General features: G+C 69.0%; 25 protein-coding genes. 21 read left to right on the forward strand and 4 right to left on the reverse strand.

Going from position 1 to position 23,789, the window contains the following annotated elements:
• Positions 1–29 precede the first annotated feature (29 nt).
• From leuS to B141_RS0121865, 5 genes are all read left to right on the forward strand, one after another.
• Positions 30–2,531, forward strand: coding sequence for a leucine--tRNA ligase (gene leuS, locus B141_RS0121845; RefSeq protein WP_020577319.1), 2,502 nt, complete (start codon positions 30–32; stop codon positions 2,529–2,531).
• 265 nt (positions 2,532–2,796) lie between these two features.
• Complete coding sequence (locus B141_RS0121850) at positions 2,797–5,085, forward strand: class I tRNA ligase family protein (protein WP_020577320.1); 2,289 nt, start codon at positions 2,797–2,799, stop codon at positions 5,083–5,085.
• A 115-nt stretch (positions 5,086–5,200) separates the two neighbouring features.
• Complete coding sequence (locus B141_RS0121855) at positions 5,201–5,935, forward strand: hypothetical protein (RefSeq protein WP_020577321.1); 735 nt, start codon at positions 5,201–5,203, stop codon at positions 5,933–5,935.
• Entirely contained in the window at positions 5,932–6,615 is a 684-nt protein-coding gene (locus tag B141_RS0121860) for a DUF4166 domain-containing protein (protein WP_020577322.1), read from the forward strand. The genes B141_RS0121855 and B141_RS0121860 overlap by 4 nt, the downstream gene beginning before the upstream one ends.
• Positions 6,616–6,700: 85 nt before the next feature.
• On the forward strand, positions 6,701–7,330 hold the full coding sequence (locus tag B141_RS0121865) for a TetR/AcrR family transcriptional regulator (protein ID WP_020577323.1): 630 nt from the start codon (positions 6,701–6,703) through the stop codon (positions 7,328–7,330).
• A gap of 76 nt (positions 7,331–7,406) precedes the next feature.
• Here the strand turns inward: B141_RS0121865 and B141_RS0121870 are convergent, their stop codons facing one another.
• Positions 7,407–7,934 carry a pyridoxamine 5'-phosphate oxidase family protein gene (locus tag B141_RS0121870; RefSeq protein ID WP_026257454.1) on the reverse strand — a complete coding sequence of 176 codons (528 nt, stop codon included), beginning with the start codon at positions 7,932–7,934 and terminating at the stop codon, positions 7,407–7,409.
• A gap of 86 nt (positions 7,935–8,020) precedes the next feature.
• Between B141_RS0121870 and B141_RS0121875 the strand changes: the two genes are divergently transcribed.
• The 5 genes from B141_RS0121875 (at position 8,021) to B141_RS0121895 (ending at position 13,718) form a co-directional block, all read left to right on the forward strand.
• A complete protein-coding gene (locus B141_RS0121875) occupies positions 8,021–8,896 on the forward strand; it encodes a DegV family protein (RefSeq protein WP_020577325.1) in 876 nt (291 codons plus the stop codon).
• Between the two features lie 62 nt (positions 8,897–8,958).
• Positions 8,959–9,906 (forward strand): phosphotransferase family protein, encoded by a 948-nt coding sequence (locus B141_RS42040; RefSeq protein WP_020577326.1) that lies wholly within the window; start codon positions 8,959–8,961, stop codon positions 9,904–9,906.
• Between the two features lie 189 nt (positions 9,907–10,095).
• A complete protein-coding gene (locus B141_RS0121885) occupies positions 10,096–11,004 on the forward strand; it encodes a ComEA family DNA-binding protein (RefSeq protein WP_026257455.1) in 909 nt (302 codons plus the stop codon).
• 7 nt (positions 11,005–11,011) lie between these two features.
• Positions 11,012–13,273, forward strand: coding sequence for a ComEC/Rec2 family competence protein (locus B141_RS42045; RefSeq protein WP_020577328.1), 2,262 nt, complete (start codon positions 11,012–11,014; stop codon positions 13,271–13,273).
• A gap of 76 nt (positions 13,274–13,349) precedes the next feature.
• Entirely contained in the window at positions 13,350–13,718 is a 369-nt protein-coding gene (locus tag B141_RS0121895; protein WP_157181192.1) for a hypothetical protein, read from the forward strand.
• On the opposite strand, the gene B141_RS0121900 is transcribed toward B141_RS0121895, so the two are convergent.
• Genes B141_RS0121900 through B141_RS0121910 form a run of 3 tightly spaced genes read right to left on the reverse strand, consistent with a single transcriptional unit; the run spans position 13,715 to position 15,332 of the window.
• A complete protein-coding gene (locus tag B141_RS0121900) occupies positions 13,715–14,566 on the reverse strand; it encodes a helix-turn-helix domain-containing protein (RefSeq protein ID WP_020577330.1) in 852 nt (283 codons plus the stop codon). The genes B141_RS0121895 and B141_RS0121900 overlap by 4 nt on opposite strands.
• A 17-nt stretch (positions 14,567–14,583) precedes the next feature.
• Positions 14,584–15,147: a DUF6879 family protein gene (locus B141_RS0121905; RefSeq protein WP_020577331.1), complete on the reverse strand. Its 564-nt coding sequence runs from the start codon at positions 15,145–15,147 to the stop codon at positions 14,584–14,586.
• Positions 15,132–15,332: a hypothetical protein gene (locus B141_RS0121910; RefSeq protein WP_020577332.1), complete on the reverse strand. Its 201-nt coding sequence runs from the start codon at positions 15,330–15,332 to the stop codon at positions 15,132–15,134. Before B141_RS0121910 ends, B141_RS0121905 begins: the two co-directional genes overlap by 16 nt.
• 426 nt (positions 15,333–15,758) lie before the next feature.
• On the opposite strand from B141_RS0121910, the gene B141_RS45945 reads away from it, so the two are divergent.
• The 11 genes from B141_RS45945 (at position 15,759) to B141_RS42070 (ending at position 23,787) form a co-directional block, all read left to right on the forward strand.
• A complete protein-coding gene (locus tag B141_RS45945) occupies positions 15,759–17,924 on the forward strand; it encodes a hypothetical protein (RefSeq protein WP_020577333.1) in 2,166 nt (721 codons plus the stop codon).
• A gap of 3 nt (positions 17,925–17,927) precedes the next feature.
• Positions 17,928–18,533 carry a hypothetical protein gene (locus B141_RS49495; RefSeq protein ID WP_020577334.1) on the forward strand — a complete coding sequence of 202 codons (606 nt, stop codon included), beginning with the start codon at positions 17,928–17,930 and terminating at the stop codon, positions 18,531–18,533.
• A 1-nt stretch (position 18,534) separates the two neighbouring features.
• A complete protein-coding gene (locus B141_RS0121925; protein WP_020577335.1) occupies positions 18,535–19,299 on the forward strand; it encodes a metal-dependent hydrolase in 765 nt (254 codons plus the stop codon).
• Positions 19,299–20,006, forward strand: a complete 708-nt coding sequence (locus B141_RS48730) for a hypothetical protein (RefSeq protein WP_020577336.1) — start codon at positions 19,299–19,301, stop codon at positions 20,004–20,006. Before B141_RS0121925 ends, B141_RS48730 begins: the two co-directional genes overlap by 1 nt.
• Positions 20,006–20,257, forward strand: a complete 252-nt coding sequence (locus B141_RS0121935) for a hypothetical protein (RefSeq protein ID WP_040422017.1) — start codon at positions 20,006–20,008, stop codon at positions 20,255–20,257. The genes B141_RS48730 and B141_RS0121935 overlap by 1 nt, the downstream gene beginning before the upstream one ends.
• 41 nt (positions 20,258–20,298) lie before the next feature.
• A complete protein-coding gene (locus B141_RS0121940) occupies positions 20,299–20,490 on the forward strand; it encodes a hypothetical protein (protein ID WP_020577338.1) in 192 nt (63 codons plus the stop codon).
• Positions 20,491–20,956: 466 nt separating this feature from the next.
• Positions 20,957–21,145 (forward strand): hypothetical protein, encoded by a 189-nt coding sequence (locus B141_RS0121950; protein ID WP_020577340.1) that lies wholly within the window; start codon positions 20,957–20,959, stop codon positions 21,143–21,145.
• 160 nt (positions 21,146–21,305) lie between these two features.
• A complete protein-coding gene (locus B141_RS0121955; protein WP_020577341.1) occupies positions 21,306–21,773 on the forward strand; it encodes a hypothetical protein in 468 nt (155 codons plus the stop codon).
• 537 nt (positions 21,774–22,310) lie between these two features.
• Positions 22,311–22,517 (forward strand): hypothetical protein, encoded by a 207-nt coding sequence (locus B141_RS49500; protein ID WP_020577343.1) that lies wholly within the window; start codon positions 22,311–22,313, stop codon positions 22,515–22,517.
• Positions 22,504–23,085 (forward strand): thermonuclease family protein, encoded by a 582-nt coding sequence (locus B141_RS42065; protein WP_040422003.1) that lies wholly within the window; start codon positions 22,504–22,506, stop codon positions 23,083–23,085. Before B141_RS49500 ends, B141_RS42065 begins: the two co-directional genes overlap by 14 nt.
• Before the next feature lie 465 nt (positions 23,086–23,550).
• Entirely contained in the window at positions 23,551–23,787 is a 237-nt protein-coding gene (locus B141_RS42070) for a hypothetical protein (RefSeq protein WP_020577345.1), read from the forward strand.
• Positions 23,788–23,789: the final 2 nt, after the last annotated feature.

Here is a 23,789-nt window from a genome sequence, read left to right on the forward strand (position 1 = left end):
CCGCCACAGTCCTCGACGGAGCAGGAACGATGAGCCAAGCCAGCCCAGCCACGCCCGACGCGTACGATTTCGGGACCATCCAGAACAAATGGCTGCCCGTGTGGCTGCGGATGGACCCCTTCCGCGCGGACCGGCTCGCCGGCGACGCACCCGACTCCGAGCCCGACACCCGGGAACGGCGCTACCTGCTCGACATGTTCCCCTACCCCTCCGGTGACCTGCACATGGGTCACGGTGAGGCGTACGCCTTCGGTGACCTGGTGGCGAGGTACTGGTTCCAGAAGGGCTACAACGTCCTGCACCCGATCGGCTGGGACTCCTTCGGCCTGCCCGCCGAGAACGCCGCGATCCGGCGTAACGCCCACCCGTCCGAGTGGACCTACGCCAACATCGAGACCCAGGCCGAGTCGTTCAAGCGCTACGGCGTGTCCTTCGACTGGTCGCGGCGCCTGCACACCAGCGACCCCGACTACTACCGCTGGACGCAGTGGCTGTTCCTGCGTTTCTACGAGCGGGGGCTGGCCTACCGCCGGGCGTCGTACGTCAACTGGTGCCCCAAGGACCAGACGGTCCTGGCCAATGAGCAGGTCATCGCGGGCAACTGCGAGCGGTGTGGTTCGCCGGTCACCAAGCGCGAGCTGACCCAGTGGTACTTCAAGATCACCGACTACGCGCAACGCCTGCTCGACGACATGGGTCCCCTGGAGGGCAGGTGGCCCGAGCGGGTGCTGACCATGCAGCGCAACTGGATCGGGCGCTCGGAGGGCGCGTACGTCGACTTCGTGATCGAGGGGCGGGACGAGCCCGTCACGGTCTTCACGACCCGGCCCGACACGTTGTACGGCGCGACCTTCTTCGTCGTCGCTCCTGAGGCGAAGCTGGCCAGCGAAATCGTCGCGCCCTCCCAGCGGGCGGCGTTCGAGGCGTACCTCGAGCAGGTCAAGCGCGAGACCGAGATCGAACGCCTCTCGACCGAGCGCGAAAAGACCGGCGTCTTCCTGGGCGTGCACGCGATCAACCCCGTCAACGGCGAGCGGATCCCGGTCTGGGCCGCCGACTACGTGCTGGCCGACTACGGCACCGGCGCGATCATGGCGGTGCCCGCGCACGACCAGCGCGACCTCGACTTCGCCCGGAAGTTCGACATCCCGGTGCGGGTCGTCGTCGACACGGGTGAGCCCGACCCGGCGGAGACCGGCGTCGCGACCGCGGGCGAAGGCGTCCACGTCAACTCGTCCCTGATCGACGGACTCGGCAAGATCGACGGCGTCCGGACCATGATCGAGGCGCTGGAGCAGCGGGGCGTCGGCAAGGGCGCGGTGACCTACCGCCTGCGCGACTGGCTGATCTCCCGGCAGCGGTTCTGGGGCTGCCCGATCCCGATCGTGCACTGCCCGAGCTGCGGCGAGGTCCCGGTGCCCGACGACCAGCTGCCCGTCGAGCTGCCGGACCTGCGCGGCGCCGACCTGTCGCCGAAGGGCACCTCGCCGCTGGCGGCCGTCTCCGACTGGGTCCAGGTCGACTGCCCGAAGTGCGGCGGCGAGGCCCGGCGCGACACCGACACGATGGACACCTTCGTCGACTCGTCCTGGTACTACCTGCGCTACTGCTCGCCGGGTTACGACGGAGGGCCGTTCAACCCCGAGGACGTCCAGCGCTGGATGCCGATCGACCAGTACGTCGGCGGGGTGGAGCACGCGATCCTGCACCTGCTGTACAGCCGGTTCTTCACCAAGGTGCTGCACGACATGGGGGTCGTCGACTTCACCGAACCCTTCAAGGCGCTCCTCAACCAGGGCCAGGTCGTCAACCAGGGCAAGGCGATGAGCAAGTCCCTGGGCAACGGTGTCGACCTGAGTGAGCAGCTGGGGAAGTACGGCGTCGACGCGATCCGGCTGACGATGGTCTTCGCCGGACCACCCGAGGACGACATCGACTGGGCCGACGTGTCGCCGAGCGGCTCGCTGAAGTTCATACAGCGGGCCTGGCGGCTGGCGGGCGATGTGACCAGCGAACGCGGAGTCGATCCGGCGACCGGCGACACCGCGCTCCGCAAGGTGACCCACCGGACGATCAAGGAGTTCACCGAGCACGTCGAGTCGTTCAAGTTCAATGTCGGCATTGCCCGGCTGATGGAGCTGACGAGCACCATCCGGAAGGCGATCGACAGCGGGCCGGGACCGGCGGATCCGGCCGTGCGTGAGGCGGTCGAGGCGCTCGCGGTGATGCTGAGCGTCGTGACGCCCTACACCGCCGAGGACATGTGGGAGCGCCTCGGCTTCGAGCCGACCGTGGCGCTGGCCGGCTGGCCGTCGTACGACGCCGACCTGGCCGCCGCCGAGTCGGTGACCGCGGTGGTGCAGATTGCCGGCAAGCTGCGGGACAAGTTCGACGTGTCGCCGGACATCTCAGAGGACGAGCTGCGTCAACTCGCGCTTGCCTCCGAGAAGGTGCGGAACGCGCTGGGAGACCGTGAGATCCGCCGGCTGATCGTCCGCGCACCCAAGCTCGTCAACATCGTTCCCGGCTGAGAACGCCAGCGGCCTTGACTCCGGTTGGGGCTCCGCACTTGTTAAGGAGTGGAGACTTTCCCGTGTCCGAACACGGGAAAGTCTCCACTCCTTAACATTGGCCTTCCACTGCGTCCCAATACGCCGGTAGTCTTGGTTTGTGCGCATGGGTCGCCTCCTTCTTAGGTAGCCGCGCCGATCTTCAGCGGGTGCTCTCAGCACCGCGTCGGCGTGGCTCTTACGCATGCCGACCAGGATGCTTTCCTAAGAAGACGAGGGCCCCATCATGTCCGACACATCGTCTGCGGTCTCCCATCGTTACACCGGGGAGTTGGCCGCCACGATCGAGGCGCGCTGGCAAAAGTACTGGCGCGAGCACGGCGCCTTCCACACAGCCAATCCCGTCGGCTCGCTCAGCGCGCAAGGCGACGTTGACAGACAGGCAGTTGCCGAGAAGCCGAAGTTCTACGTACTCGACATGTTCATCGGGCCGTCGGGCACGATGCACGTCGGCCATCCGCTTGGATACGTCGCGACTGACGTCTACGGCAGGTACCTCCGCATGCGCGGCCACCAGGTGCTGCACGCGTTCGGCTATGACGCGTTCGGACTGCCGGCGGAGCAGTACGCCGTCCAGACCGGCCAGCATCCGCGGATCACCACCGAAGAGAACATCGCCACCATCGCGGGCCAGTTGCGCCGTCTGGGGCTGGCGCATGACGAGCGGCGTACGGTCGCGACCACCGACGTCGGCTTCTACCGCTGGACGCAGTGGATCTTCCTGAAGATCTTCCACGCGTGGTACGACACCAAGCAGGACAGGGCCCGGCCGATCGCCGACCTGGTGGCGGCGTTCGAGTCCGGCGAGCGTGCGACCCCTGATGGCCGGCCGTGGTCGACGCTGACGGAAGGCGAACGCCGGCGGCTCATCGACGCGCACCGGCTGGCCTACCTCGACGACGTGACCGTGAACTGGTGCCCAGGGCTTGGCACCGTCCTGGCCAACGAGGAGGTCACCGCCGAAGGCCGCAGCGAGCGCGGCAACTTTCCGGTGTATCCGCGCACGATGCGGCAGTGGATGCTGCGCATCACCGCGTACGCCCACCGGCTGCTCGCCGACCTGGACCTGCTGGACTGGCCCGAGTCGATCAAGGCGCAGCAGCGCAACTGGATCGGCCGTTCTGAAACAGTTCCGAACGAAGGCGAAGGCGAAGGCGAGGCAGGCAAGGGCACATTGACATACCAGCTGCGCGACTGGGTGTTCAGCCGGCAGAGGTACTGGGGTGAGCCGTTCCCGATCGTCTACGACGAGCATGGCCCGGTCGCGTTGCCCGAGTCGATGCTGCCGGTCGTGCTGCCCGAGACGACGGACTTCGCGCCGCGCACGTACGACCCCGAGGACGCGGGTTCGGAGCCAGAGGCGCCACTGGCTCGCCTCCGGGAGTGGGTTTCGGTGCGGTTGGACCTGGGTGACGGGCCGAAGGACTACCGCAGGGAGACGCACACGATGCCGCAGTGGGCCGGCTCGTGCTGGTACGAACTCCGCTACCTCGACCCCACCAACGACGAAGCCTTCTGCGATCCCGCCAACGAGCGTTACTGGATGGGCCCGCAAGGTGACCTTGACGGTGGCGGTGTCGACCTCTATGTCGGTGGCGTCGAGCATGCGGTGCTCCATCTGTTGTACGCACGCTTCTGGCACAAGGTGCTCCATGACCTCGGCTACGTGTCGAGCCGGGAGCCGTTCCGCCGCCTGGTCAACAACGGCTACATCCAGGCGTACTCCTACACCGATGCCCGAGGTGTGTACGTTCCCGCGGCGGAGGTGGAGGAACGCGACGGCGGCTACTACTGGCGGGGCGAACTGGTACGCCGCAGCCTCGGCAAGATGGGCAAGAGCCTGCGCAACATGGTGACGCCCGACGAGATGTGCGACGAGTACGGCGCCGACACGTTCCGGGTCTACGTAATGTCAACCGGACCTTTACACGCCTCGCGTCCGTGGGACCCGCACGGCATCGTCGGCGCGCACCGGTTCCTGCAGCGGGTGTGGCGGGCGCTTGTCGACGAGGAGTCCGGCGCGCTCCGGGTGACCGACTCGCCGGCCGACGACGCGACCAGACGCCTTCTCCACAAGACGATCGACGCGGTACGCCAGGACCTGGACGACCTGGCGTTCAACACCGCGATCGCGCGGCTGATGGAATTGGTGCGGGGTGTCGTGGCGTTCGAGGCGGTGCCGCGCGAGGTGGCCGGGCCGCTGGTCCTCCTGTTGGCGCCGTTCGCACCACACCTGGCCGAGGAGCTGTGGTCGCGGCTCGGGTCGGCTGACTCGCTGGCGTACCTGCCTTATCCGCAAGCCGATCCGGCGTACCTCACCGAGGATCTGGTGACCTGTGTCGTCCAGGTGGCGGGCCGGGTGCGGGACCGGCTGGAGGTGCCGGCGGCGATCGCGGAGGAGGCGCTGCGTCAACGCGCCCTTGCGTCGGAGAAGGTACGTGCGGCGCTGGCCGGCCGTGGCGTCCGCACGGTGATCGTACGGGCCCCCAGGCTGGTCAACGTCGTCCCTGGCTGACGCCGCGTTCTCCCGTCCCAATCGGGGTCTTGAGCGACCGCTCAAATCGGCGGTACGCTCACGGCCAGCGGTCGATTGAGCGATCGCTCAAACTGTGTGGGATCCGGAGGCGGACATGGGAGAACGGATCTATGTCGAGGTCGAGATCAACACTGACCTTGACCAGGTGTGGCAGGCAACCCAGGATCCATCGGCGCACCAGCAGTGGGACGCGCGGTTCGGCGAGATCACCTACCTGCCGAAGGATCCGGAGGACGCGGCCGCACCGCAGCGGTTCCGGTACGCCACCCGGGCGCTGCCGGGGCTGACCATCGACGGCGTGGGCATCAGCGCGGGCGAACGCCAGCGCCCGGACGGCACCCGTACGTCAGCCCTGCGGTTCGCCTCTGACCATTCGCTCAGCCTGATCCGCTCGGGTGCGGGCTACTGGCGCTACGTCCCGGTCCACGGCGGAGGCGTGCGGTTCCTCACCGGTTACGACTACGAGCCCGGTTGGGACCGGCTCGGCCCGTATGCCGACAAGGTGTTCCGGCCGCTCTTCGGATGGCTCACCGCGTGGTCGTTCGACCGGCTCCGGCTGTGGCTCGAGCGCGGGATCACGCCTCGACGAGCGCGCCGCACCGCGCTGGCCGACGCCGGAGCGAGGGTGGCGGCCGTGTTTGTGGCCGTGCTGTTGACCCGCGACCTACCGGCCGCCTTGACCCTGGGGGCAGCCGCGGCGTTGGCGGTGGCCGGCGTACTCCTGCCGCCCTCACCCGTCACTCCGGCCGCCCGCCGTTGCCGGCGGAGGCCATCGGAAGGCCGTGGCGCGGTCGCGCCCGCCACGCTCGCGCGGTTGGAGCGACCATGACCTCGATCTTCGCGCGCGCCCTCGGCCCCGACTTCGGCCAGCTTCACCCCGAACTCCAGCGGAGGTTCGGGTTCGACAGCACCGATGGCGCCGCCTGCGTGGGCACTGGGGTGATGGACGAGGTGTGGCGGGGTGGGGCGTTCACCCTGCCGTTCCTCTACCTGGGGACGACCCGGCACATCCTGTTCCCCGAGCGGGGGAGGAACGTACCTTTCTCGATCGAGAATTTCGCCTACCGGGACTCTTTCGGGCGCGAGACCGTGACGTTCGTCCGCACCTTCGACCTGGCGCCGGGGATGCGCCGGCGCTTCGACGCCACCATGGTCTACAGCCCACCGCGTGGCCGGATCGTCGACTACCTCGGCACCCACCAGCACCTGGCCGTCGACCTCGACCTTCGGGTCGACAGCGGAGGCGGGCTTCAGATACGTACCGGCAGCCAGCGGTGCTATGCGGGGTTCCTCGGCGTCCGCCTCCCGTCCGGGATGACCGGAAGTGCGCGCGTACGCGAGTGGTACGACGAAGCGGCCCGACGTTTCCGGATCGAGGTGGCGGTCGGCAACAAGAGGTTCGGCCCGCTCTTCGGCTATCGGGGCAGCTTCACGGTCGCGTACGTCGACACCAGGCGGCACGTCGTACCCGCGTCGGTACGCCCGCTGCGGGAGAACCCCCGGGTCTGAGAGGGTCGTGGCGCGCGACCCGCGTCGCACCACCGAGCGGACGACCAAGCGCACGACCAACCGCACCACCAGCTGAGGAGCTCGATTGGCGGACACCAGGCAGCGCCTGCTCGACGGCGCGATCAGCACCATCCGCAGCCACGGCATCGCGGGTGTGTCCGCCCGGACCATCGCCGCCACCGCGGGCGTCAACCAGGCGCTGGTCTTCTATCACTACGGCAGCGTCGACGCGTTGCTGGTGGCGGCCTGCGAGGCCGCCACCGCCGATCGGCTCTCGGCGTACACCGAGCGGCTCGCGAAGGTGACCACGCTGCGCGAGTTGCTCGACGTGGGGCAGGCGCTGCACGCCGAGGAGCGGGAACGCGGCAACGTGGGTGTGCTCGCGCAGATGCTCGCCGGCGGCCAGCAGGACGAGAAGCTCGCCAGTGCCACCGCGGGCGCGCTGCGGCTGTGGACCGACGAGATCGAGTCCGTACTGCGAAGGGTGCTGGCGGGATCGCCGTTCGCCGAGATCGCCGACATCCCTGGGCTCGCCCGTGCGGCGTCGGCCGCTTTCATCGGCTTGGAGCTTTATGAAGGCGTGGACGCCCCAGGGGCGCAGCGGGCGCTTGCGGCGCTCGAGCAACTGGCCGTGCTGGTGGAGGTCGTGGACGACCTTGGTCCGGTCGCCCGCCGGGCGCTCCGCTCCAGGGTGGCTAAGAGGTCGCGCAGATAGGCGCTCGCTCTCCGCGCCCCTGTCTGCGCGACCTCCCAAGAAGGCGACCCGTCGCCGCTGAGCGGAGGGTGCACTGTCAGGTCGAGATGCCCGCCTGATCGAGCATCTTCGCCGGGTCGGCGGCGTACGCGACCATCCAGTGCGGCACCACCCGCATATAGACGATGTTCTCGCCCCAGGTGGTCGGCGAGTTGCCATAGTGGCGGATCAGATGCGCGTCGATCTCCGGCCAGTCGGGATGGTCCTGCGGCAGGAACTCCACCGTCCCGTGGGTGAAGACGCCGAGGTCATCGCCACGGATGTGGGCGACGCTGACCGCCGGTCGGGCTCGCAGGTGCCGGGTCTTTGCCGCCGTACCATCCGTGCCGAACACCCACCGCCCGTGCAGGAAGTGACCGTCGACCCCGCTGATCCGCGGCTCGCCCTTGGCGGTCACGGTGGCCGCCGAGAGCGTGCACATCCCGGTGAGGACTCCGGCCAGTTGGCGGGCCGAAAGTGTGCGCTCGCCCGGCTTGACGATCGAACGCAGGTGCTCCGTCGATCGACCGAGCGAGGCGTCGAGGAGGCGCTGAAGGTCATCGAACTCGGTGTCGGTCTCGTACATGCCGCCCACTCTGCAGCAGACCACCGACACAGGTGCGAAGTTCCGCGCCCGGCCCGGCGCCACCGAGCAGGTCATAGCCTCGTCGTGTGGGCCCCCGGGTAGCGCTGGTCACCGACTCCACGGCGTACCTCGCCGCCGAGGAGGCCGCGGCGTACTCCATCTCGGTCGTACCCCTGCGGGTCGTCGTGGGCGACACGACGTACGCCGAAGGCCCGCCGTCCGTGACGCGCCTGGTGAGCGAGGCCCTGCGGGTCGGCGAGCGGGTCACCACCTCACGCCCGTCGCCACTGGACTTCCTGGAGGTCTACCGCGCGGCCGCCGACGCGGGTACGCGGGCGGTGGTCTCGGTCCACCTCTCGGGTGAGCTGTCGGGCACCAGGGACGCCGCCCGACTCGGCGCGCTGCAGGCGCCGCTCCCCGTCACCGTCGTCGACTCGCGCCAGGTCGGCATGGGTCTGGGGTTCGCGGTGCTCGCGGCGGCGGGTGCGCGCGACCGCGGGGCCGCCGCCGACGAGGTGGCGGAGACGGCGCGCCGCCGGGCCGCGCGCACCCGGACCCTGCTGTACGTCGACACCCTCGAACACCTCCGCAAGGGTGGGCGGATCGGTGCTCCGCAGGCGGTCCTCGGGTCGGCGCTGGCCGTCAAGCCGATCCTGCACCTGGTGGACGGCCGGCTGAGCCTGCTGGCGAAGGTGCACACGGCCGGCCGTGCGCTGGCCGAGCTCGAACGGCGTACGGTCGCCTACGCGGGGGACCAGGACGTCGAGGTCGCGGTCCACCATCTCGGGAACCCCGGCCGCGCCGAGGAGCTCGCGACCCGGCTGCGGGACCGCATACCTCGACTCGCCGGCAGCGTCGTGCGTGAGGCGGGGAGTGTCATCGGCGCGCATGTCGGACCCGGGATGATCGCGGTCGTGGTGTCCCCGCTGGAGGCCGGCGTTCAGCGGGTCACGGGGGAGTAGCTGAGGAGGTCTCGTCGCGGTGACGAGCCCTGGCGTGCCTTGTTGCCCTACTCTTTGCGACCGTGAGCCTGGGTGGGGAATCACGACGAGAGACGCTGACCGCGATCGCCGACCGGTACCAAATTCCGTTCGAGGACATCGCGCTCGCGCCGGCGCCTGGGAGCGCCAACGACGTCTACTTCCTGGGAGAGCACCTGGTGCTCCGCATCCCTCGAGGTGCCGGTGCGCGGTACGCCGAGCTGGCCAAGGAGGCCACGGTCATACCGGTCGCCCGGCGAGCGGGCGTACGAACCCCCGCCGTCGCGACATACGACGACAGCTGCACGGTCGTGGGCGTTCCTTACCTGGTGGTCGAGCGGGTACGCGGCCGCGACCTCGCGGCACTCGGCACGCCGCCGGCCTTCGCCGCGGACGCCTACGAGGAGGTCGGCCGGTCCCTGGCGCGGCTGCACCAGCTCACCCGGCGGTTGACGGGGCCACTGCCTGGCGTCGGCGTCATGGACGAGGACGACCCGCGGCCCGCGGTGGCGAGCCTGGCCGAGGAGGGATACATCGACCTGGACGCGGCCCGCTGGCTGCTCGGGTGGTTCGACCGGCTGGCCGGCTGGCGCCCACCCGACGTCGAGCCGGTGGTCCTCCACGGCGACGCGTCGCCCACCAACATCGTGGTCGAAGGTACGTCGGGAAGGCTCGCCGGGCTGGTCGACTGGGGTGACGCGGCCTGGGGAGATCCGGCCCTCGACTTCGCCAAGCTGCCGTTGCGGGCGGTGCCGTTCGCTCTCGACGGCTACCTGGCCGGGGTTCCTGATCGGGTCCGGGATGACGCCGTACGGGCCTGGTCGGCGCGGGTGCTGTGGTACCACCTGGCGTGGGCACTGCACCGGCTTCCGCAGGACCCGGGTGCTCGTCGTTCCGAGCGGGTCTGGACAGCGCCTCCGGCGAGCCGGCTCCTGGAGATCCTGCGGTTCTTCGCGGAGTCGCCGCCTGAGCCCTGGCCCTCGCTGGCCTGACTCTCGATGGTCTGGTCCTCGCTGGCCTGACTCACCTCGGCCTGATTCTGCTGGTCTGGCTGGCGCTGGCTGTTGGCCTGCCCCTGGTCCGTGCCGCGGATTTGTCCACAGAAGGCGAAGTGGTGGATCTATCCACAGCCTGAGCTCGACGCCCGCCGAGCCGGGTCCTCGCTTCGTAGCGTCGACCTCGTGTTTCGTCGCCGTCACCCTCGCCATCGGGCCCATCCCGAGGACACCGCGCTGGCCGAACGCCGGGTGCGGGCACTGCGCCGACCATCACCCCCACTTCGCGTGGGCGGATGGGTGCCGCGGCGTGACGCCTCGGCGATGACGGGTTCGCGCGCGACGGGGCAGCCGACGGAGGTGGAGACGCGGCGACCGGAGGAGCCGATGGAGGTTGGGGCGCGAGAGCCCGAAGGAAAGCTGTTCGGCCGTCCAGGTGAGGCGCTGGCCGCTGCCTGGGGTCTGCGGCGCGGGCACGTGGTGGTCGTCGCCGGCCTGCTGCTGCTCGCCGTGATCGGTGCGGGCGTCATGGTGCTTCGTGCCCGGCCCGTGCGCGAAGGCGCGCCTCCTACTCCGGCCGCGACAGTGGCGGCCGGTCGACCGGTGACGTCTCCCGCCGCGTCGGCGCAGGCGTCATCAAGCCCGTCGACGCTGGTGGTGCACGTCGCCGGCAAGGTCCGCAAGCCCGGCGTCGTCCACCTCCAGTCGGGCGCGCGGGTGATTGACGCGGTGTCCGCGTCGGGTGGTGCGCTTGCCGGGGTGGACCTCGGCACACTCAACCTCGCGCGCCCACTCGCCGACGGGGAGCAGGTGCTCGTCGGGATCACTCCGCCGCCCGGTGCCGTGCCGCCGGACGCGGCGGGTCCCGGCAGCCCTCAGGCGGCGGGAGCTTCAGCCGGGGCGCTGCTCGACCTCAACACCGCGACTCTCGCGCAGCTTGAGGAGCTACCCGGGGTCGGCCCGGTCCTCGCCCAGCGGATCAGCGACTTCCGTTCCGATCACGGGCGCTTCACCAGCGTCGACGAACTCCGGGAAGTCACGGGGATCGGCGAACGCAAGTTCTCCGACCTGCGCCCCCGGGTCACGGTCCGGTGAGCCGAGCATGGACCGTGGGAGTTCCGAGCCGTCGCGGGACCCGACTCCGCCCGAGTTTGCGCCCGAGCCCGGGCCAGACGCGCGGCTGGTGCCACTCGCCGCGACGTCATGGCTCTTCGCGCTGGTCGTCCCCGTCATACCGCCACCGATCGCGGTCGTGGCCGCGGTCGCCCTGGGCGTGCTCGCGCTGCTTGTCCTGGCCTTCGGCGGGCGGTTCGTACGCACCGCCGGCGTCTCGGCTGTCGCGGTGGTCTGCCTGGGTGGGGCCGTCTCGGCAACCGTGGCCACGCTGCATGTGGTCGCATCGCGGAGCGGGCCGGTTCCCTCGCTGGCGGAGCAGGCCGCCGTCGCCACCGTCGAGCTACGGATCACCAGCGACCCAAGGCTCCGCGAGCGCCGCGGACACCGTCCGCCTTACGTCGTCCTCGACGGCGACGTCCTGCGAATCACCGGGAGGGGAGAGACGTCGCGGGTGACGACCCCGGTGGTGGTGACAGCGCCCACGTCATGGGCGCGGGTCCAGCCGGGAGCGCGGATGCGTGCGGTGGCCCGGCTGGCGGCGACGGGCCGCGGAGATCGTGCGGCGGCGGTCCTGGCCGTGCGGTCCCCGCCCGTGGAGCTCGAGCGCCCGGGCCGACTCGACCGCGGTGCGAGCCGGCTCCGTGCGGGGCTGCGCGCGGCCGTCGCTGGACTGCCGCCGAACGAACGAGGCCTCGTGCCCGCGCTGGTGGTCGGAGACGTCTCGCGCCTACCCGAAAAGCTGGTCGATGACTTCCGGACCGCGGGGCTGTCCCACCTCACCGCGGTCTCGGGCACCAACTTCACGATCCTTCTGGCGTTCGTACTCGGCGCGGCTCGCTGGTTGGGCGTCCGGTCGTGGGGGCTACCAGTCCTCGGTGCGGTCTGCGCCCTGGGCTTCGTGCTCCTGGCCCGGCCGGAGCCGAGCGTCCTCAGGGCGGCGGCGATGGGACTCGTCGGTCTCGCGGGCCTGGCGACCGGCTCGCGGCGGCACGGCATTCCGGCGTTGGCGCTGGCCGTCATCGTCCTGCTGCAGGTTGATCCGTGGCTTGGCCGCACCTATGGCTTCGCACTGTCCGTGCTGGCGACCGCCGGGATCCTGGTCCTCGCGCCCCGCTTCACCGAGCCATTGAAGCGGTGGCTTCCGGGGTTCGTGGCGACGGCTCTGGCGGTGTCCCTGGCGGCGCAGCTCGCCTGCACACCGGTAGTGGCGATGCTGTCGGGGTCAGTGAGCCTGGTCGCCGTGCTCGCCAACCTGGTGGCGGCGCCGGCTGTCATCCCGGCGACGGTCCTCGGGATCGCCGCGACCCTCGTCGCGCCATGGAGCGTCACCCTGGCGTCCGTGCCCGGTCACCTTGCGGGGTACTCCGCGCGTTGGATCGTCGAGGTCGGCACCAGATCCGCGGACGCGCAGGGAGCGAGTCTGTCGTGGTCGGCGGATGGCCCGGACATCGCCGTTCTGACCCTGTGGTGCGCGGTGGTGGCGGCCACCGCGCCCTGGCTGCTGCGCCGGCGCGGCCTCACCGTGCTGGTGGCAGCCATGGTGACGGTCTGGATCATCCGCCCCATCAGCACGCCGCTGCCCCTCAGCTGGGTGACCGGATGGCCGCCCAGGGACTGGACCGTCGTCGCCTGCGATGTGGGGCAGGGTGATGCCCTGGTCATACGTGCCGGCCCGCGGGCAGGAGTCGTCGTCGACACGGGACCCGATCCGGTGGCGGTCGACCGTTGCCTGTCCGATCTGGGGATCCGGCGGGTGCCCTATCTCCTGCTGACGCACTTCCATGCCGACCACGTGTCCGGTCTTCCTGGAGTTCTGCGTGGCCGGACCATCGGCGAGATCGCGGTGGGTCCGCTCGACTCGCCGCCGGGCCAGGTCAGTCTCGTACGCGCCTGGGCCGGCGAGGCGGGGGTTCCCGTGCGCCGCGTCGGCGTGGGGGAGCAGCGCCAGATCGGTGAGCTGCGTTGGACGGTGATCGGACCGCCTGCGGCGGGTGCCGCGGACTCACCCGCTCTCCGCTCCGACGCCCCGGTTGAGGGTGGCGAGGAAGGCTCGCCTGAAAATGACGCGAGTGTGGTGATCATGGCGGAGGTCCGCGGGGTGCGCATCCTGCTGACCGGTGACATCGAGCCACCAGCACAGGAGGCACTCCTGCGAGCGGGTGCTGATCTCCATGCCGATGTGCTCAAGGTCCCCCACGGTGCCTTCACTTGGGACACACTGTCGGCCAGGTGTTGCCCGGCGCCTTGACGGCCACCACGTCGGGCACTTTGCTGAGGATCTCTCACTGCGGGCGGCCCGCCGCTCACACCGAGTGGAGGGCGTGATGACCACAGCGCTTCTTATCCCGGCCGAAACGTACAAGCCGGCCCAGCCGCTCGACCTGACACCAGACGTGTTCGGCACATTCTGGAACGCCAGCACATGGCGCAAACGGATCCAGCCAGTAGGCGCCTACTGGTACGCCTACCTTGACGAGGACGCCGAGGCGACGAGTCAGCCCGCCAACACCCGAGCCACGTCCATGATGAAACGGCTTGGCTGGCATGGGGGGATGCTGTACGGGCCTGTCGTATTCCTCGCCGACGAGCCCAGCGACTTCGCTCACCCATTGATGGACAAGATGTTCACAGTCGGCGCCGAACTGCCCGCGGAGGTGCTCGAAGCGGCAAGGCAGGTAGGGATCGACCTTTAGGCGAGCAGCCTGTAATCCGACCCGATCCGCGCCAACTCCCGCCGAGCGTCCTCACCGAACGACGCGACCGCCTCCAGCCGGGCGAACGCCCGCTCGTACGACTCCACGTCCGCCGGGTCGCCGAAGGGCACCGAGTTGGCCTCCGTGCCCACCACCGCCGCTGTCGAGTCGTAGATGTCGAACGAGTGGGTGCAGAACGTCGTCATCGGCCGCATCCACGGGATGATGCCGATGGCGACGTTGGGCATCCGCGACGCCTCGGCGATCGCCTCGATCTGCTCCACCATCACCGCCGGTGCGCCGAGCAGCCAGCGCAGTGCACCTTCGGTCATGACAAGCCGGAACCTGCGGCCCTCATTGCCCAGCGCCGCCTTCCGCCGGATTCTCGCCGCGACTGCCTCGTCCAGGTCGTCGCCTGACAGCGCGGTCGCCATGATCTCCCGCGTGTACGCCGGGGTCTGCAAGATGCCGAGCACCACCGCCGGCGAGAACGACCGGACCAGGCTCGCCGTCCGCTCCATCCGCCCGATGTGTGACTGCAGCTGCGCAGCGCCACGCGGCATCACCACACGAGACCGCTTGGACACCTCCAGGATGTCGGCCGCCAGCCTTATCAGGGCCTCCTGCTCTGACGGGGAGGCGTTGTAAACCGCGCACAGGGTGCGGATGTCGTCGAGGTTCGGGAGCCGGCTGGCACTCTCCAGCCGACTGATCTTCGACTGGCTCATGCCTGCCCGGCGCCCGGCCTCGATGCCGGACAGGCCAGCGCGGTGGCGAAGTTCGAGCAGCATCTCGCCGAGGCGCGCCTGGTCGTGTGCGACGCGTCGGGCGGGTGCCGATGGGCCCATTACTCACCTCATTGGGTTCAGGCGGCCATCCTGTTGGTCCGCCATTCTTCGGGGTGTCTGGCCCACCAGGTCGTGAAGTCTTCGCTCGCGGCGATTGCGGCGTCCCGCGCGGCCCGGTATGGGATCGGGTCGTCGACGGGCTCGCCGCCGATGAAGGCGCCGCCGTCGTCGTAATGCATGACTATGACGTGGGCGTCGTCGAGGAGCCAGAACTCCTCGGACGGCACCTCGTCTGGCCTAGGGGTCTCCGATAGGTCGAGGATGCGGATGTCCTCGCCGGCGGCGACGTTCGGCGCGTACCCCCACTCGCACTCGTAGCGGAGGTAGTCGTTGAGGGGTGTGCGGAGGACGTGCACTCGGTGCCGGCGCTTCCCGGCCGCCTTTTCGTCCCGCAGTAGTTGTAGCCATTGGTCCTTGAACCCGGGTTCCGGGTCTTCGCCGGCGAGGTAGCGGCGGTACTCGTCGCCGTCGGACTCCACGTCGTAGCGGTCGAGCGTCTCCAGCCGGAACGCCGTGCGGGTGAAGTGCCGGGCGAAATAGTCGACCGTCTCGTCCAGGGACAGCATCAGCGTGCGTCCCACATGGTGCGGGGGATGCGAACGAGGGTCTCGTGTTCGGGGATGTCGGAGAGCCCGATGTCGCCGGCGGTGGTGGTTGTGCCCTGCACGTAGACGTGGTCGGGGTCGCCGTTGTCCCAAACACCTGGGCAGGTGACGCCGTTCGAGCAGTCTCCTCCGACTGCGGCGATCTTGATCGGCTGGTGCATGGTGTGCCCCCTGTGGTCGCGGCTCTGGCGGTCCCAGGATAGGCCCCGCTGGCATAGCGGTGGAATAGGTGACCGTTTTTCGGTCAGTCGCCCCCGCGAAGATTCTGCTTATGCCACTTCGAGTGGCATAGTTGCCATAGGCGGAGCGGCCAGGCCTCGCTCTGGCCCCCGAACCTGGCCGCTCCACCACACCGCCAACATCGCGCCGGAGGTGCCAATGCCGCTCTACAGCCCATGCCACTCCGCCCCCTGCAACGGAGGCCCAGGCACCGTCACATGCAGCGAATGCGGCACCACTCACCCCGCCGATCTCGTCGCGCTGGCCAACATCGCCGCCGGCTATCCCATACCGATACCGGCGGCTCGGCCCCACCTTTCGCTCGTCCCGCCGCTCACGGAGGTTCAGGAGGCGTCATAGACGGCAACGTGATCCAGTTCCCCGGCCCAACGAAGGAAGGGCCGGGGACTCATGCTGCCCAGGAGCCGAGCGAAACCCCGAACCTTCCCGCCGTCATTGAACCCACCTCCGTCGAGTTCGCCCCGATCCCTGCCGGCTTCGAACGGCCCCGACCCACGAAACGGCTACAGCGGCCCTCGTGGCTTGGGATCCACGCCGAGCACCGCGCGGCCGCCGTCGACGCCGTCCGCCGCGGCGCCTCAGCCGCCTTCGGCCGGCTCATGTTCGAGATCTGCAAGGGGATCCCGACCCGGCTGTGGCTCCTCATCCGCTGGTTCTTCCTCGGCATCCCCGGCTGGCTCGCCCTCATCATCTGGGTGTTCGCCGTGAAGGAACGCGACGACGTCGCCGCCCCCGCGACACCGCAGCGTGGGAAGAGGGGCGGTCGGGCAGTGTCGGCCGGCCGTAACGCGGACCGGCTGTCCTGGTGGCGCGGCGGTGTCGTCGTCGTTCCGCACCTGCTGCTGTTCTTCGCGATCCGCCACTACTTCGACGACCGGCTGCAGTGGCTGGCCTTCGCCCCTGCCGTCATCGCCACCATCGTCTACGGCGCGGTGCACGACACCAAGCCGGCGCCGGCGATGGCCGCGCCGCGCAAGCGGACCGACATCACGATCGAGTCGGTCAACGCGGCTCTGCGGGCGGTTGGCATCCTCGACAAGCCCACGGCGCAGCGACCAGACCCCGAGGGCATCACGCTGTCCCGCCTGCCCCGGTGGGTCGGCGGCGGCCTCGAGGTCGTATTCGACCTGCCAGCCTCGGTGAAGTTCGAGGCCGTCGACGTGGTCAAGCAGCGCGGCCGGCTGGCCGCATCATTCGCCACCCCGCTGCCGCAGCTGCAGGTTGAACAGGGCGCCCACCCTGGGCAGGTCGTGGTGTGGCAGGCGCCGCACGACCCGTTCACGGCGAAGCCGAAGGAACACCCCCTGCTGGACGAGCAGTCCTGGTCGGTGTTCGACCCGGTGCCGTTCGGTACGGACGCCCGGACCCGACCCACGGCGGTACCTCTCGTGGGCACCCACTTCCTCGTCGGTGCGCTACCCAACGCCGGCAAGACGATGGCGGCGCGGATCCTGTCCGCCGGCGTCATCCTCGACCCGTACGCCGAGCTGCACCTCTTCGACGGGAAGCAAGGCAAGGACTGGTCGGCGGCCGAGCCGTTCGCCATCACCTACCAAGCCGGCGCCATCCGCGACCAGGCCGAGCATCTGCGTGACCTGCTGAAGACGTTCATTGCTGATGGTGACGCCCGGTTCGCGGCGATGCGTGGCATGTCCGACGAGGAGTGCCCGGAGAACAAGCTCACGTCGGCGATGGCGGCGAATGGGATGCCGTTCCGGTGGCTGGTGATCGACGAGGGGCACCGCCACATCGCCGACGAGAAGCACGGCGACGAGATCCTCCAACTCCTCATCGACTACGTGAAGGGGTACCGGGCGGTCGGGTTCGGGCTGTTGTTCTGCACGCAGGATGCCGACTCGGCGCTGGCCGAGAAGTTCACGTCGCTACGCCGGGTGATCGGCTCCCGGTTCGCGTTGCGGGTCATGGACTGGCAGGCGTCGAACATGATCCTCGGTGACCAGATGAACACCCGCGGGTTCAACGCCGCTGAGATCCTGACCTCCCAGCAGGGCACCGGGATCCTGCGTGGTGACGCGGACGCGGACGGGCAGACCGACGCGGTGGCGCGGCTGGTCCGCACCTACTACATGAACAACGCGCAGTGGTCCGCGCTGTGCGACGTCGGCCGGCAGCTGCGCGGCGGCTCGCCGCTAGCACTCCCTGCCGCGAAGGCCGAGCCGGTGTACGCGACGCCGGCCGACCTGTTCGCGCTGCTCGCCGAGCGGGCGCTGGACGTGCTCGGTTCGGTTGGCGCCAGCAACGCGCACGAGATGGGGATGCGGCTCCCAATCAAGACCGAGGACAAGAAGGTCGGCCGCCGCCGCGTCTACGAGCTGCGCCGCGTCGAGGTGACTCTCGGCCTGGCTCTTGGCTGCCTCACGGCCGACACCGAGGTGCCTCCGGACGGTGGGGGAGTCGCCCCCGAGTCAGGTGCGAGGCAGCTCGGTGGCAGCCGGCGAGACAGCTCTGAGGCACCCCAGAAGTCACCCACCACTACAGGAACGGAGAACTGAATCATGCTCGTCTGGTGGATCGCCGGCGGCGCCGTGGCTCTGCTCACCGGGATCGGCAGCCTGATCTGTTGGAAGTCACCCAAGGCGCGACGCGGGTTGAAGCGGGCTCGGGCCAAAACGTGGCGGAAGGTCAAGGGCGTCACCCGGTCAGCGTGGGTGGCCAACAAGCAGGCCCGCGCAGCGACGGCTCGAGGACAGCTGCGGGCCAAGCGTGCCCAGCAACCGCACCGGATGACATTCGGGCACCGCCGCACCGATGACGACCCGACCCTGACCAGGCGTGCTGCCAGGGGCGCGGGACGGACGGCGAAGGCCAAGGCGTCCGGTCTGGTCGCGAAGGTTCGGCTGGCACGGATGAACAAGAAGGCGTCCCGTCCCGAGAAGCCGAAGGTGCTGGAGCTGGTCGCCACGAAGATGGCGTCGTCCCCGCCGAGGAGGACACCGCCGGGTGGTGCGTCCCAGCCTGCAGGTGACTTGCGGTACACGTGCAACGCCACCACCCAGGACGGGACCGGCTGCCAGAACATGCAAACCGTCCGGTCCGACGGGACGAGGGCGGGCGCCTGCTGGATTCCGTCCCACCAGCGCCAGGTCCAGAAGGCAGGCTGACGTGCTCGCCCTCGGACACACCCTGTCCGGCGCGGCCGCCGGTCTTGCCACGCTGCCCGTCCTCGAGGGTCGGTCGGTGGGGGAGAAGGCCGCCTGGGTCGCCGTGTGGGCAGGGTGCGCCCTGCTCCCCGACCTCGACGCGCAGGGGACGAAGGTCACCCGCATGTGGGGGCCGCTCACCGGAGGCGTCCACGTGAAGTTCTGGCGTGGGGGACGGCGCCACCGAATCGTCCCCGGCATCACCGACATCGTGGGGACGGTCGCAGGCGGGCACCGCCGGGGTACCCATTCGGTCCTGGGGCTGCTCGCCGTCCTCGTCCTGGTGTGGGTGGCGTCGTGGTCCCGGGTCGGGACGGGCATCGTCCTGGCCGTCTGCATCGGGCTGGGACTGGCGGCGGCCGCCGTCGTCCTGCCGGGACGTCAGCCGCAGGACTACTGGCCCGTGAATCTCGGCGTCTCCGTCCTCGGCGCGGCCGTCCTCGTCGAGCGGGGGACGACGCTGCCGGGGTGGCTGGCGTTCGCGATGGCAGGTGGTGCGGCGGTGCACATCCTCGGCGACATGATCACGGTTCAGGGCTGCCCGCTCGGCTGGCCGACCGGCACGCACCGTGTCTCGCTGCTGCCGCTGAGGGCGGACGGTTTCGTGTGCCGGTGTGTCATCACACCGCTGCTCGGTGTCTGGTGTTTCGTGATCGCGGCGGATCTCGCCGGTTACGACCCGCTCGGCGCCTTCTTCACCGCCCTATTCAGCGCTTGGAGGATCTGATGACCTGGCGTCGAATCGCCTTCCTGCTCGTGCTCGCGCCCGCCGCCGCGGTGGCTTCTGCGACCGCGTTGGCTTCGCTGGCCCGTGCGACGGCGTGGGCTGGCTGGTCGTCGTGGCTGCTGCCGGTCAGCCTCGACGTGCTGGCAGCGTTCGCAGTGTTCGAGTGGGCATCGAAGTCGACACCGGATGTGGCCCGGGCGTACGCCCGTGTCCTGGCAGTTGCTGCGTTGGGTGTGTCCGTCCTCGGCAACGCGGTCTCACACCTGGTGTCGGCTGGGATCGTCCGTCCCGGCTGGCTGTTGGTCGTCCTGGTGGGTGCGATCCCGCCGGCGGCGTTGGGGACGGCGGTGCACCTGGCGGTTCTGGCGTCGGCGCCGGTGCAGTCCCGCCGCTCTGGCCGACGAACCGTCCCGGCGGCGGCTGCGGAGAATTCTGTCCCCGTCGACAAGGGTGCGCGGCCGTCGACGAAGTCGTCCGCCACGGCTGTCCGGTCGCCCCGTCCTGAGCTGTCACCGAGGCCGGCGCCCGTGCAGCTGCGACCGGTGCCGTCGGGGGACGACGAAGAGCTCGTGACGAGGGTGCGGCAGCTTGACGAGCAGCACCGCGTCGAGCACGGCCGGCCGATCAGCAGGGACAAGCTGAGGGCGGCGCTGGGCTGCAACAACGAGCGGGCCGGGCGGCTGCTGAAGGCGGCGAGGGCAGCGTGATGCGGCCGCGGGTGTTTGCGCTGTACCGCAGCGAGGACGTGTCGGGTGTCTCGGGGACGGGTCTGGTGGCGTGGGGTTGTGTGTTCCCGAATGGGAAGGCGGTCCTGACGTGGAACAGCGGCGTGATGTCGGTGGGGGTTTACGACAGCGTGGAGGAGTTGGAGGCGATCCATGGGCATGGTGGGTCGACTCGGATCGTGTGGGTTTCCGATATTGACAACTCCTCTTCTGTTGCCCAAACTGACAACTGACGCATACGTCAAACGGCAATATCAGGTGGAGGGATCGCGACATGTTGTCTCCGTGGAAGCGCTACAAGGACGAGCTGGAACGCGCGAACCGTGAGTGGGAGCGTCAGCAGAATGCCGCCCGCGACGTCATGCGGAAGTACGGCAAGGACAGCTCCCAGTACCGCCAGGCGGACAGGCGGGCGCTGGAGGCTGCCCGTGCGGCAGGTCGGATCAGCCGCAAGATCTTCCGGTAGCCGACCGACAGGCGAAACGGCCGGCGCCGATGATGCCGCCCGAGCCGCCTGGATCCCGGCAGACAGCTACGCCGCCCTCGTGGCAGCCCTCAACACGCAGTACGGCGGCACCATCTTCGCCTCTCACGTAGACATCCTCCGTGGCTCTCTCTGACGAAGTCCCCAAAGAAGAAAGGGAAAAGATCATGGGTTGGTTCAGTAGCAACAGCAGCAATACCGACCAGCAGCAGCGGCAGGCGCGGCAACTGGCAGAGGCACGGCGTAGGGCGGTCCGGGACGCAGAGCGACGCCGACAGGAACAGTCTGTGCGGGAACATAACCGGCAGATGCAGCGGCAGGCAGAGACACGGCTGCAGGCCGAACGGGAGGCACGGCGGCAAGCCGAACGGGAGGCGGAGCGGCGGCGGCAGGAACAGCGGCGACAGGCACAGCGGCAGGCAATGAGGGCGTACAGGGGGCGGTTCATGTGACCGATTCAGCGGCCGACCGGGATGCCTACGCGGGCAGCAGCAACGACCGGCATGAGGTGGAAATCTCCTACACGGACGGACAGACGGTGCACAAGTCCGTGTCTGCCTCAGAGGCTCGGCGGATCGAAAAGGAGTTCGAGCGGAACAAGGACATCACCGTGATCCGGGTTACCCCAGCGAAGTGAGGGAGTGGTGGGCCCCGGCATGGAGTAGATGCCGGGGCCCACCCGGATTGTCAACCAACCAGCCGTCCGGCTACCCCCGTGAGCATCTGTCCGAGCCGCCTCGACGCCGCCATGATGTTGATCACCATCACCGCTGCTCGCAGAAAGGAACCACCCGCCCATGACCGCACGTCCCGGGACTTCGTACGACCTGCTTGTGGACCGGCTCCGTCTGTGGGCCAGAGGTGAGGACCCCCACGTGCCGGCGGCGCTGGAGCTGCTGATCGGTAACGACTTTTGGCTACGGCAGGACGCCCTGGTCAGGGAACGCGTCCGGATGGAACCGCGCCCCCGGTTGAGCTTCGAGGCCCTGGAGCGGTTCGCGGATCAGCATCGGCGACTGGGATCGCTGAACGAGCAGATCGTCCTCCGCTACGCGATCATCCTCGGTCGCGACCGGTTCCGGTTCGTCAAGCTGGACTCTCACAACGCGCGGCTGGTCGCCGAGGCCACCGTCCGGGCCCTCGGCTGGGACGGGATGGCTATGGAACAGCGCAGTACCCAGAGGTGTGTTCAGTGCGGTGACCATTGGGCCGCCGAGTATTCGGAGCTGTGTGACAGGTGCATGGACGATCGGTCGTGCTGGTGATGTCCGGTCGACAGTCAACGAATCGCGGTGGCCGGCCCAGGGTCGGCCCCACGATCAGCACTGCGTTCACTGCTGAGCAGCTCGCCCAGGTCGATGCGTGGGCAGAGGTCAACGGCATGACGCGTGCAGCCACGATCCGGCACATGGTCGCCGACTTCCTCGCCTGCGGGCGACGCACACGCAGTAGGTCAGGCTGATGGGTCCCTGACCGTACGCGAAGAGGCACCCCGACCGGCGGCTCATGGCCGGTCGCCGGCCGGGGCCACCACCTTCACTACTTGGTGGGGTAGATGAAAGTGCAATCCCACATACCCCACCCGTATCGCGGGTCGAACCCTCCCAGCATCGTGAGCATGCTCGCCCGCGAGGACGACCTTGACGACCTGGCCTAGAGCTGTCGCACGAGACCGAGTCAGAGGATCGGCTCGACCTGCGCATGAATGCCTGATGCGAGATGCAACCGCGAACACCGCTGGAGAGTGATCAGGCAACACAGCTTGATATGGGGGAACACTTGAAGCTCAAACATGCCTTGGCATGCGTCGCGATCGTTGCGGCATCCGCCTGCTCGCCGGCGGTCACTGGGGAGACGTCGGACCAGACGAGCGCTTCGCTAGAGCCGACGACACCTGCCTCGAGGGCGACACCATCCGCGAGCCCGACCCGCGCAACCACTACGGCTACGCCAACGACCCAACCAGCCGCGGCGACCTGGCTCACCGTCGTCGAGGTGGTGGATGGTGACACCATCAAAGTCCAGCGCGGCGCGACGACGGAAACGGTCCGTTTGATCGGGCTCGACACCCCGGAGACCAAGGACCCGCGCAAGGGCGTGCAGTGCTATGGCCCGGAGGCGTCGAACCAAGCCCACAAGCTTCTCGACGGCCGCGACGTACGCCTGGAGATCGACCCATCCCAAGGAACGGTAGACAAGTACGGGCGCGCACTTGCCTACGTCTGGTTTGGTGACGGACAGCTGTTCAACGAAGTCATGATCCGCGCCGGCTTCGGACGCGAATACACCTACGACACCCACTACCGCTACCGCGACCGCTTCATTGCCGCCCAGGAGGCCGCACGCAGCGCCAAAGCTGGGCTCTGGAAGGCATGCGCGGTCACGCCAAAACCAGATCCAAAGGCCGAACCAGCCCCTAAGCCGAAGCCCAAGCCGGCACCGAAGGCGACCGATCCGCGGTTCGGTACCTGCAAGGAAGCCATCGCCGCCGGCTATGGCCCGTACCAACGCGGCGTCGACCCTGAGTACGACTGGTACCGCGACCGCGATGGCGACGGCGTGGTGTGCGAACGGTGACGAGGGCCCGGGATGCCGCCTAGTTCGCTCGGCCGGGTCTTTAAGAAAGCCATCGGGTTGGTGCTGGTAGTCGGATACGTGTTCATTGCAATAGTCGGAGTGGTTGTTTGGGTCACCGATAGCCCCGGTCCCAGTCCTGCTGCTACTCCAACGGCTACACCCACCTCGACAGTCCCAGATTGGTATCTCACAGTGAGATGGACTTATCAGGGCCTTGGTTGCGCCGATGGATGGCCGTCTCCATCCATCGGGCGGCGAGGTGCCTGTAGCCATCATGGTGGCGTCGTCTCCATCTGGGAGGGTCACGACGGGACGGAGTTGCGGTGCCGCCGTGGTATGCCTCCAGACACCGCCGAGGAACAATACGAACAGCTACAGCGGCTCGGTCGTCTCTACTGTTCGTAGGGAAGGTGTACCGGCCGCCACCGGCTGCCGGCTGTCGACACGCAGGATTACCATTCGAACATGAGTGCTACGGAGTGGGAGTACCTCGCCGGCCGAGACGAGTACGGCGACGAGCGGTGGGTCGTGGGCAAGGTCGAGCGTCGTGAGCAGCGTGACGACGGTGAGTGGTGCTGGTGCGTGCCTGCATACAGAGGCTCCGGCGTGGGCATGCCGGAGCCGATGTGGGTGCACGCCGACCAGGTACGGCCGTACGAGCGGCCGACGTACGGGCGTCGTGCCGGCCGCTGCCGGCGGTGAGC

It is taken from the genome of Actinopolymorpha alba DSM 45243 (genome assembly GCF_000373925.1).
Lineage (GTDB): Bacteria > Actinomycetota > Actinomycetes > Propionibacteriales > Actinopolymorphaceae > Actinopolymorpha > Actinopolymorpha alba.

Excerpts from the sequence above, each read along its gene's own strand:
- B141_RS42070 (WP_020577345.1), top strand. The coding sequence starts at position 23,551 with ATGAGTGCTACGGAGTGGGAGTACCTCGCCGGCCGAGACGAGTACGGC.
- B141_RS48730 (WP_020577336.1), top strand. The coding sequence starts at position 19,299 with ATGACCTGGCGTCGAATCGCCTTCCTGCTCGTGCTCGCGCCCGCCGCC.
- B141_RS0121910 (WP_020577332.1), bottom strand. The coding sequence starts at position 15,332 with ATGCACCAGCCGATCAAGATCGCCGCAGTCGGAGGAGACTGCTCGAAC.
- B141_RS0121855 (WP_020577321.1), top strand. The coding sequence starts at position 5,201 with ATGGGAGAACGGATCTATGTCGAGGTCGAGATCAACACTGACCTTGAC.
- B141_RS0121955 (WP_020577341.1), top strand. The coding sequence starts at position 21,306 with ATGACCGCACGTCCCGGGACTTCGTACGACCTGCTTGTGGACCGGCTC.
- B141_RS0121860 (WP_020577322.1), top strand. The coding sequence starts at position 5,932 with ATGACCTCGATCTTCGCGCGCGCCCTCGGCCCCGACTTCGGCCAGCTT.
- B141_RS0121850 (WP_020577320.1), top strand. The coding sequence starts at position 2,797 with ATGTCCGACACATCGTCTGCGGTCTCCCATCGTTACACCGGGGAGTTG.
- leuS (WP_020577319.1), top strand. The coding sequence starts at position 30 with ATGAGCCAAGCCAGCCCAGCCACGCCCGACGCGTACGATTTCGGGACC.
- B141_RS0121895 (WP_157181192.1), top strand. The coding sequence starts at position 13,350 with ATGACCACAGCGCTTCTTATCCCGGCCGAAACGTACAAGCCGGCCCAG.
- B141_RS42045 (WP_020577328.1), top strand. The coding sequence starts at position 11,012 with ATGGACCGTGGGAGTTCCGAGCCGTCGCGGGACCCGACTCCGCCCGAG.
- B141_RS0121940 (WP_020577338.1), top strand. The coding sequence starts at position 20,299 with ATGTTGTCTCCGTGGAAGCGCTACAAGGACGAGCTGGAACGCGCGAAC.
- B141_RS0121935 (WP_040422017.1), top strand. The coding sequence starts at position 20,006 with ATGCGGCCGCGGGTGTTTGCGCTGTACCGCAGCGAGGACGTGTCGGGT.
- B141_RS0121900 (WP_020577330.1), bottom strand. The coding sequence starts at position 14,566 with ATGGGCCCATCGGCACCCGCCCGACGCGTCGCACACGACCAGGCGCGC.
- B141_RS49500 (WP_020577343.1), top strand. The coding sequence starts at position 22,311 with ATGCGTCGCGATCGTTGCGGCATCCGCCTGCTCGCCGGCGGTCACTGG.
- B141_RS49495 (WP_020577334.1), top strand. The coding sequence starts at position 17,928 with ATGCTCGTCTGGTGGATCGCCGGCGGCGCCGTGGCTCTGCTCACCGGG.
- B141_RS0121870 (WP_026257454.1), bottom strand. The coding sequence starts at position 7,934 with ATGTACGAGACCGACACCGAGTTCGATGACCTTCAGCGCCTCCTCGAC.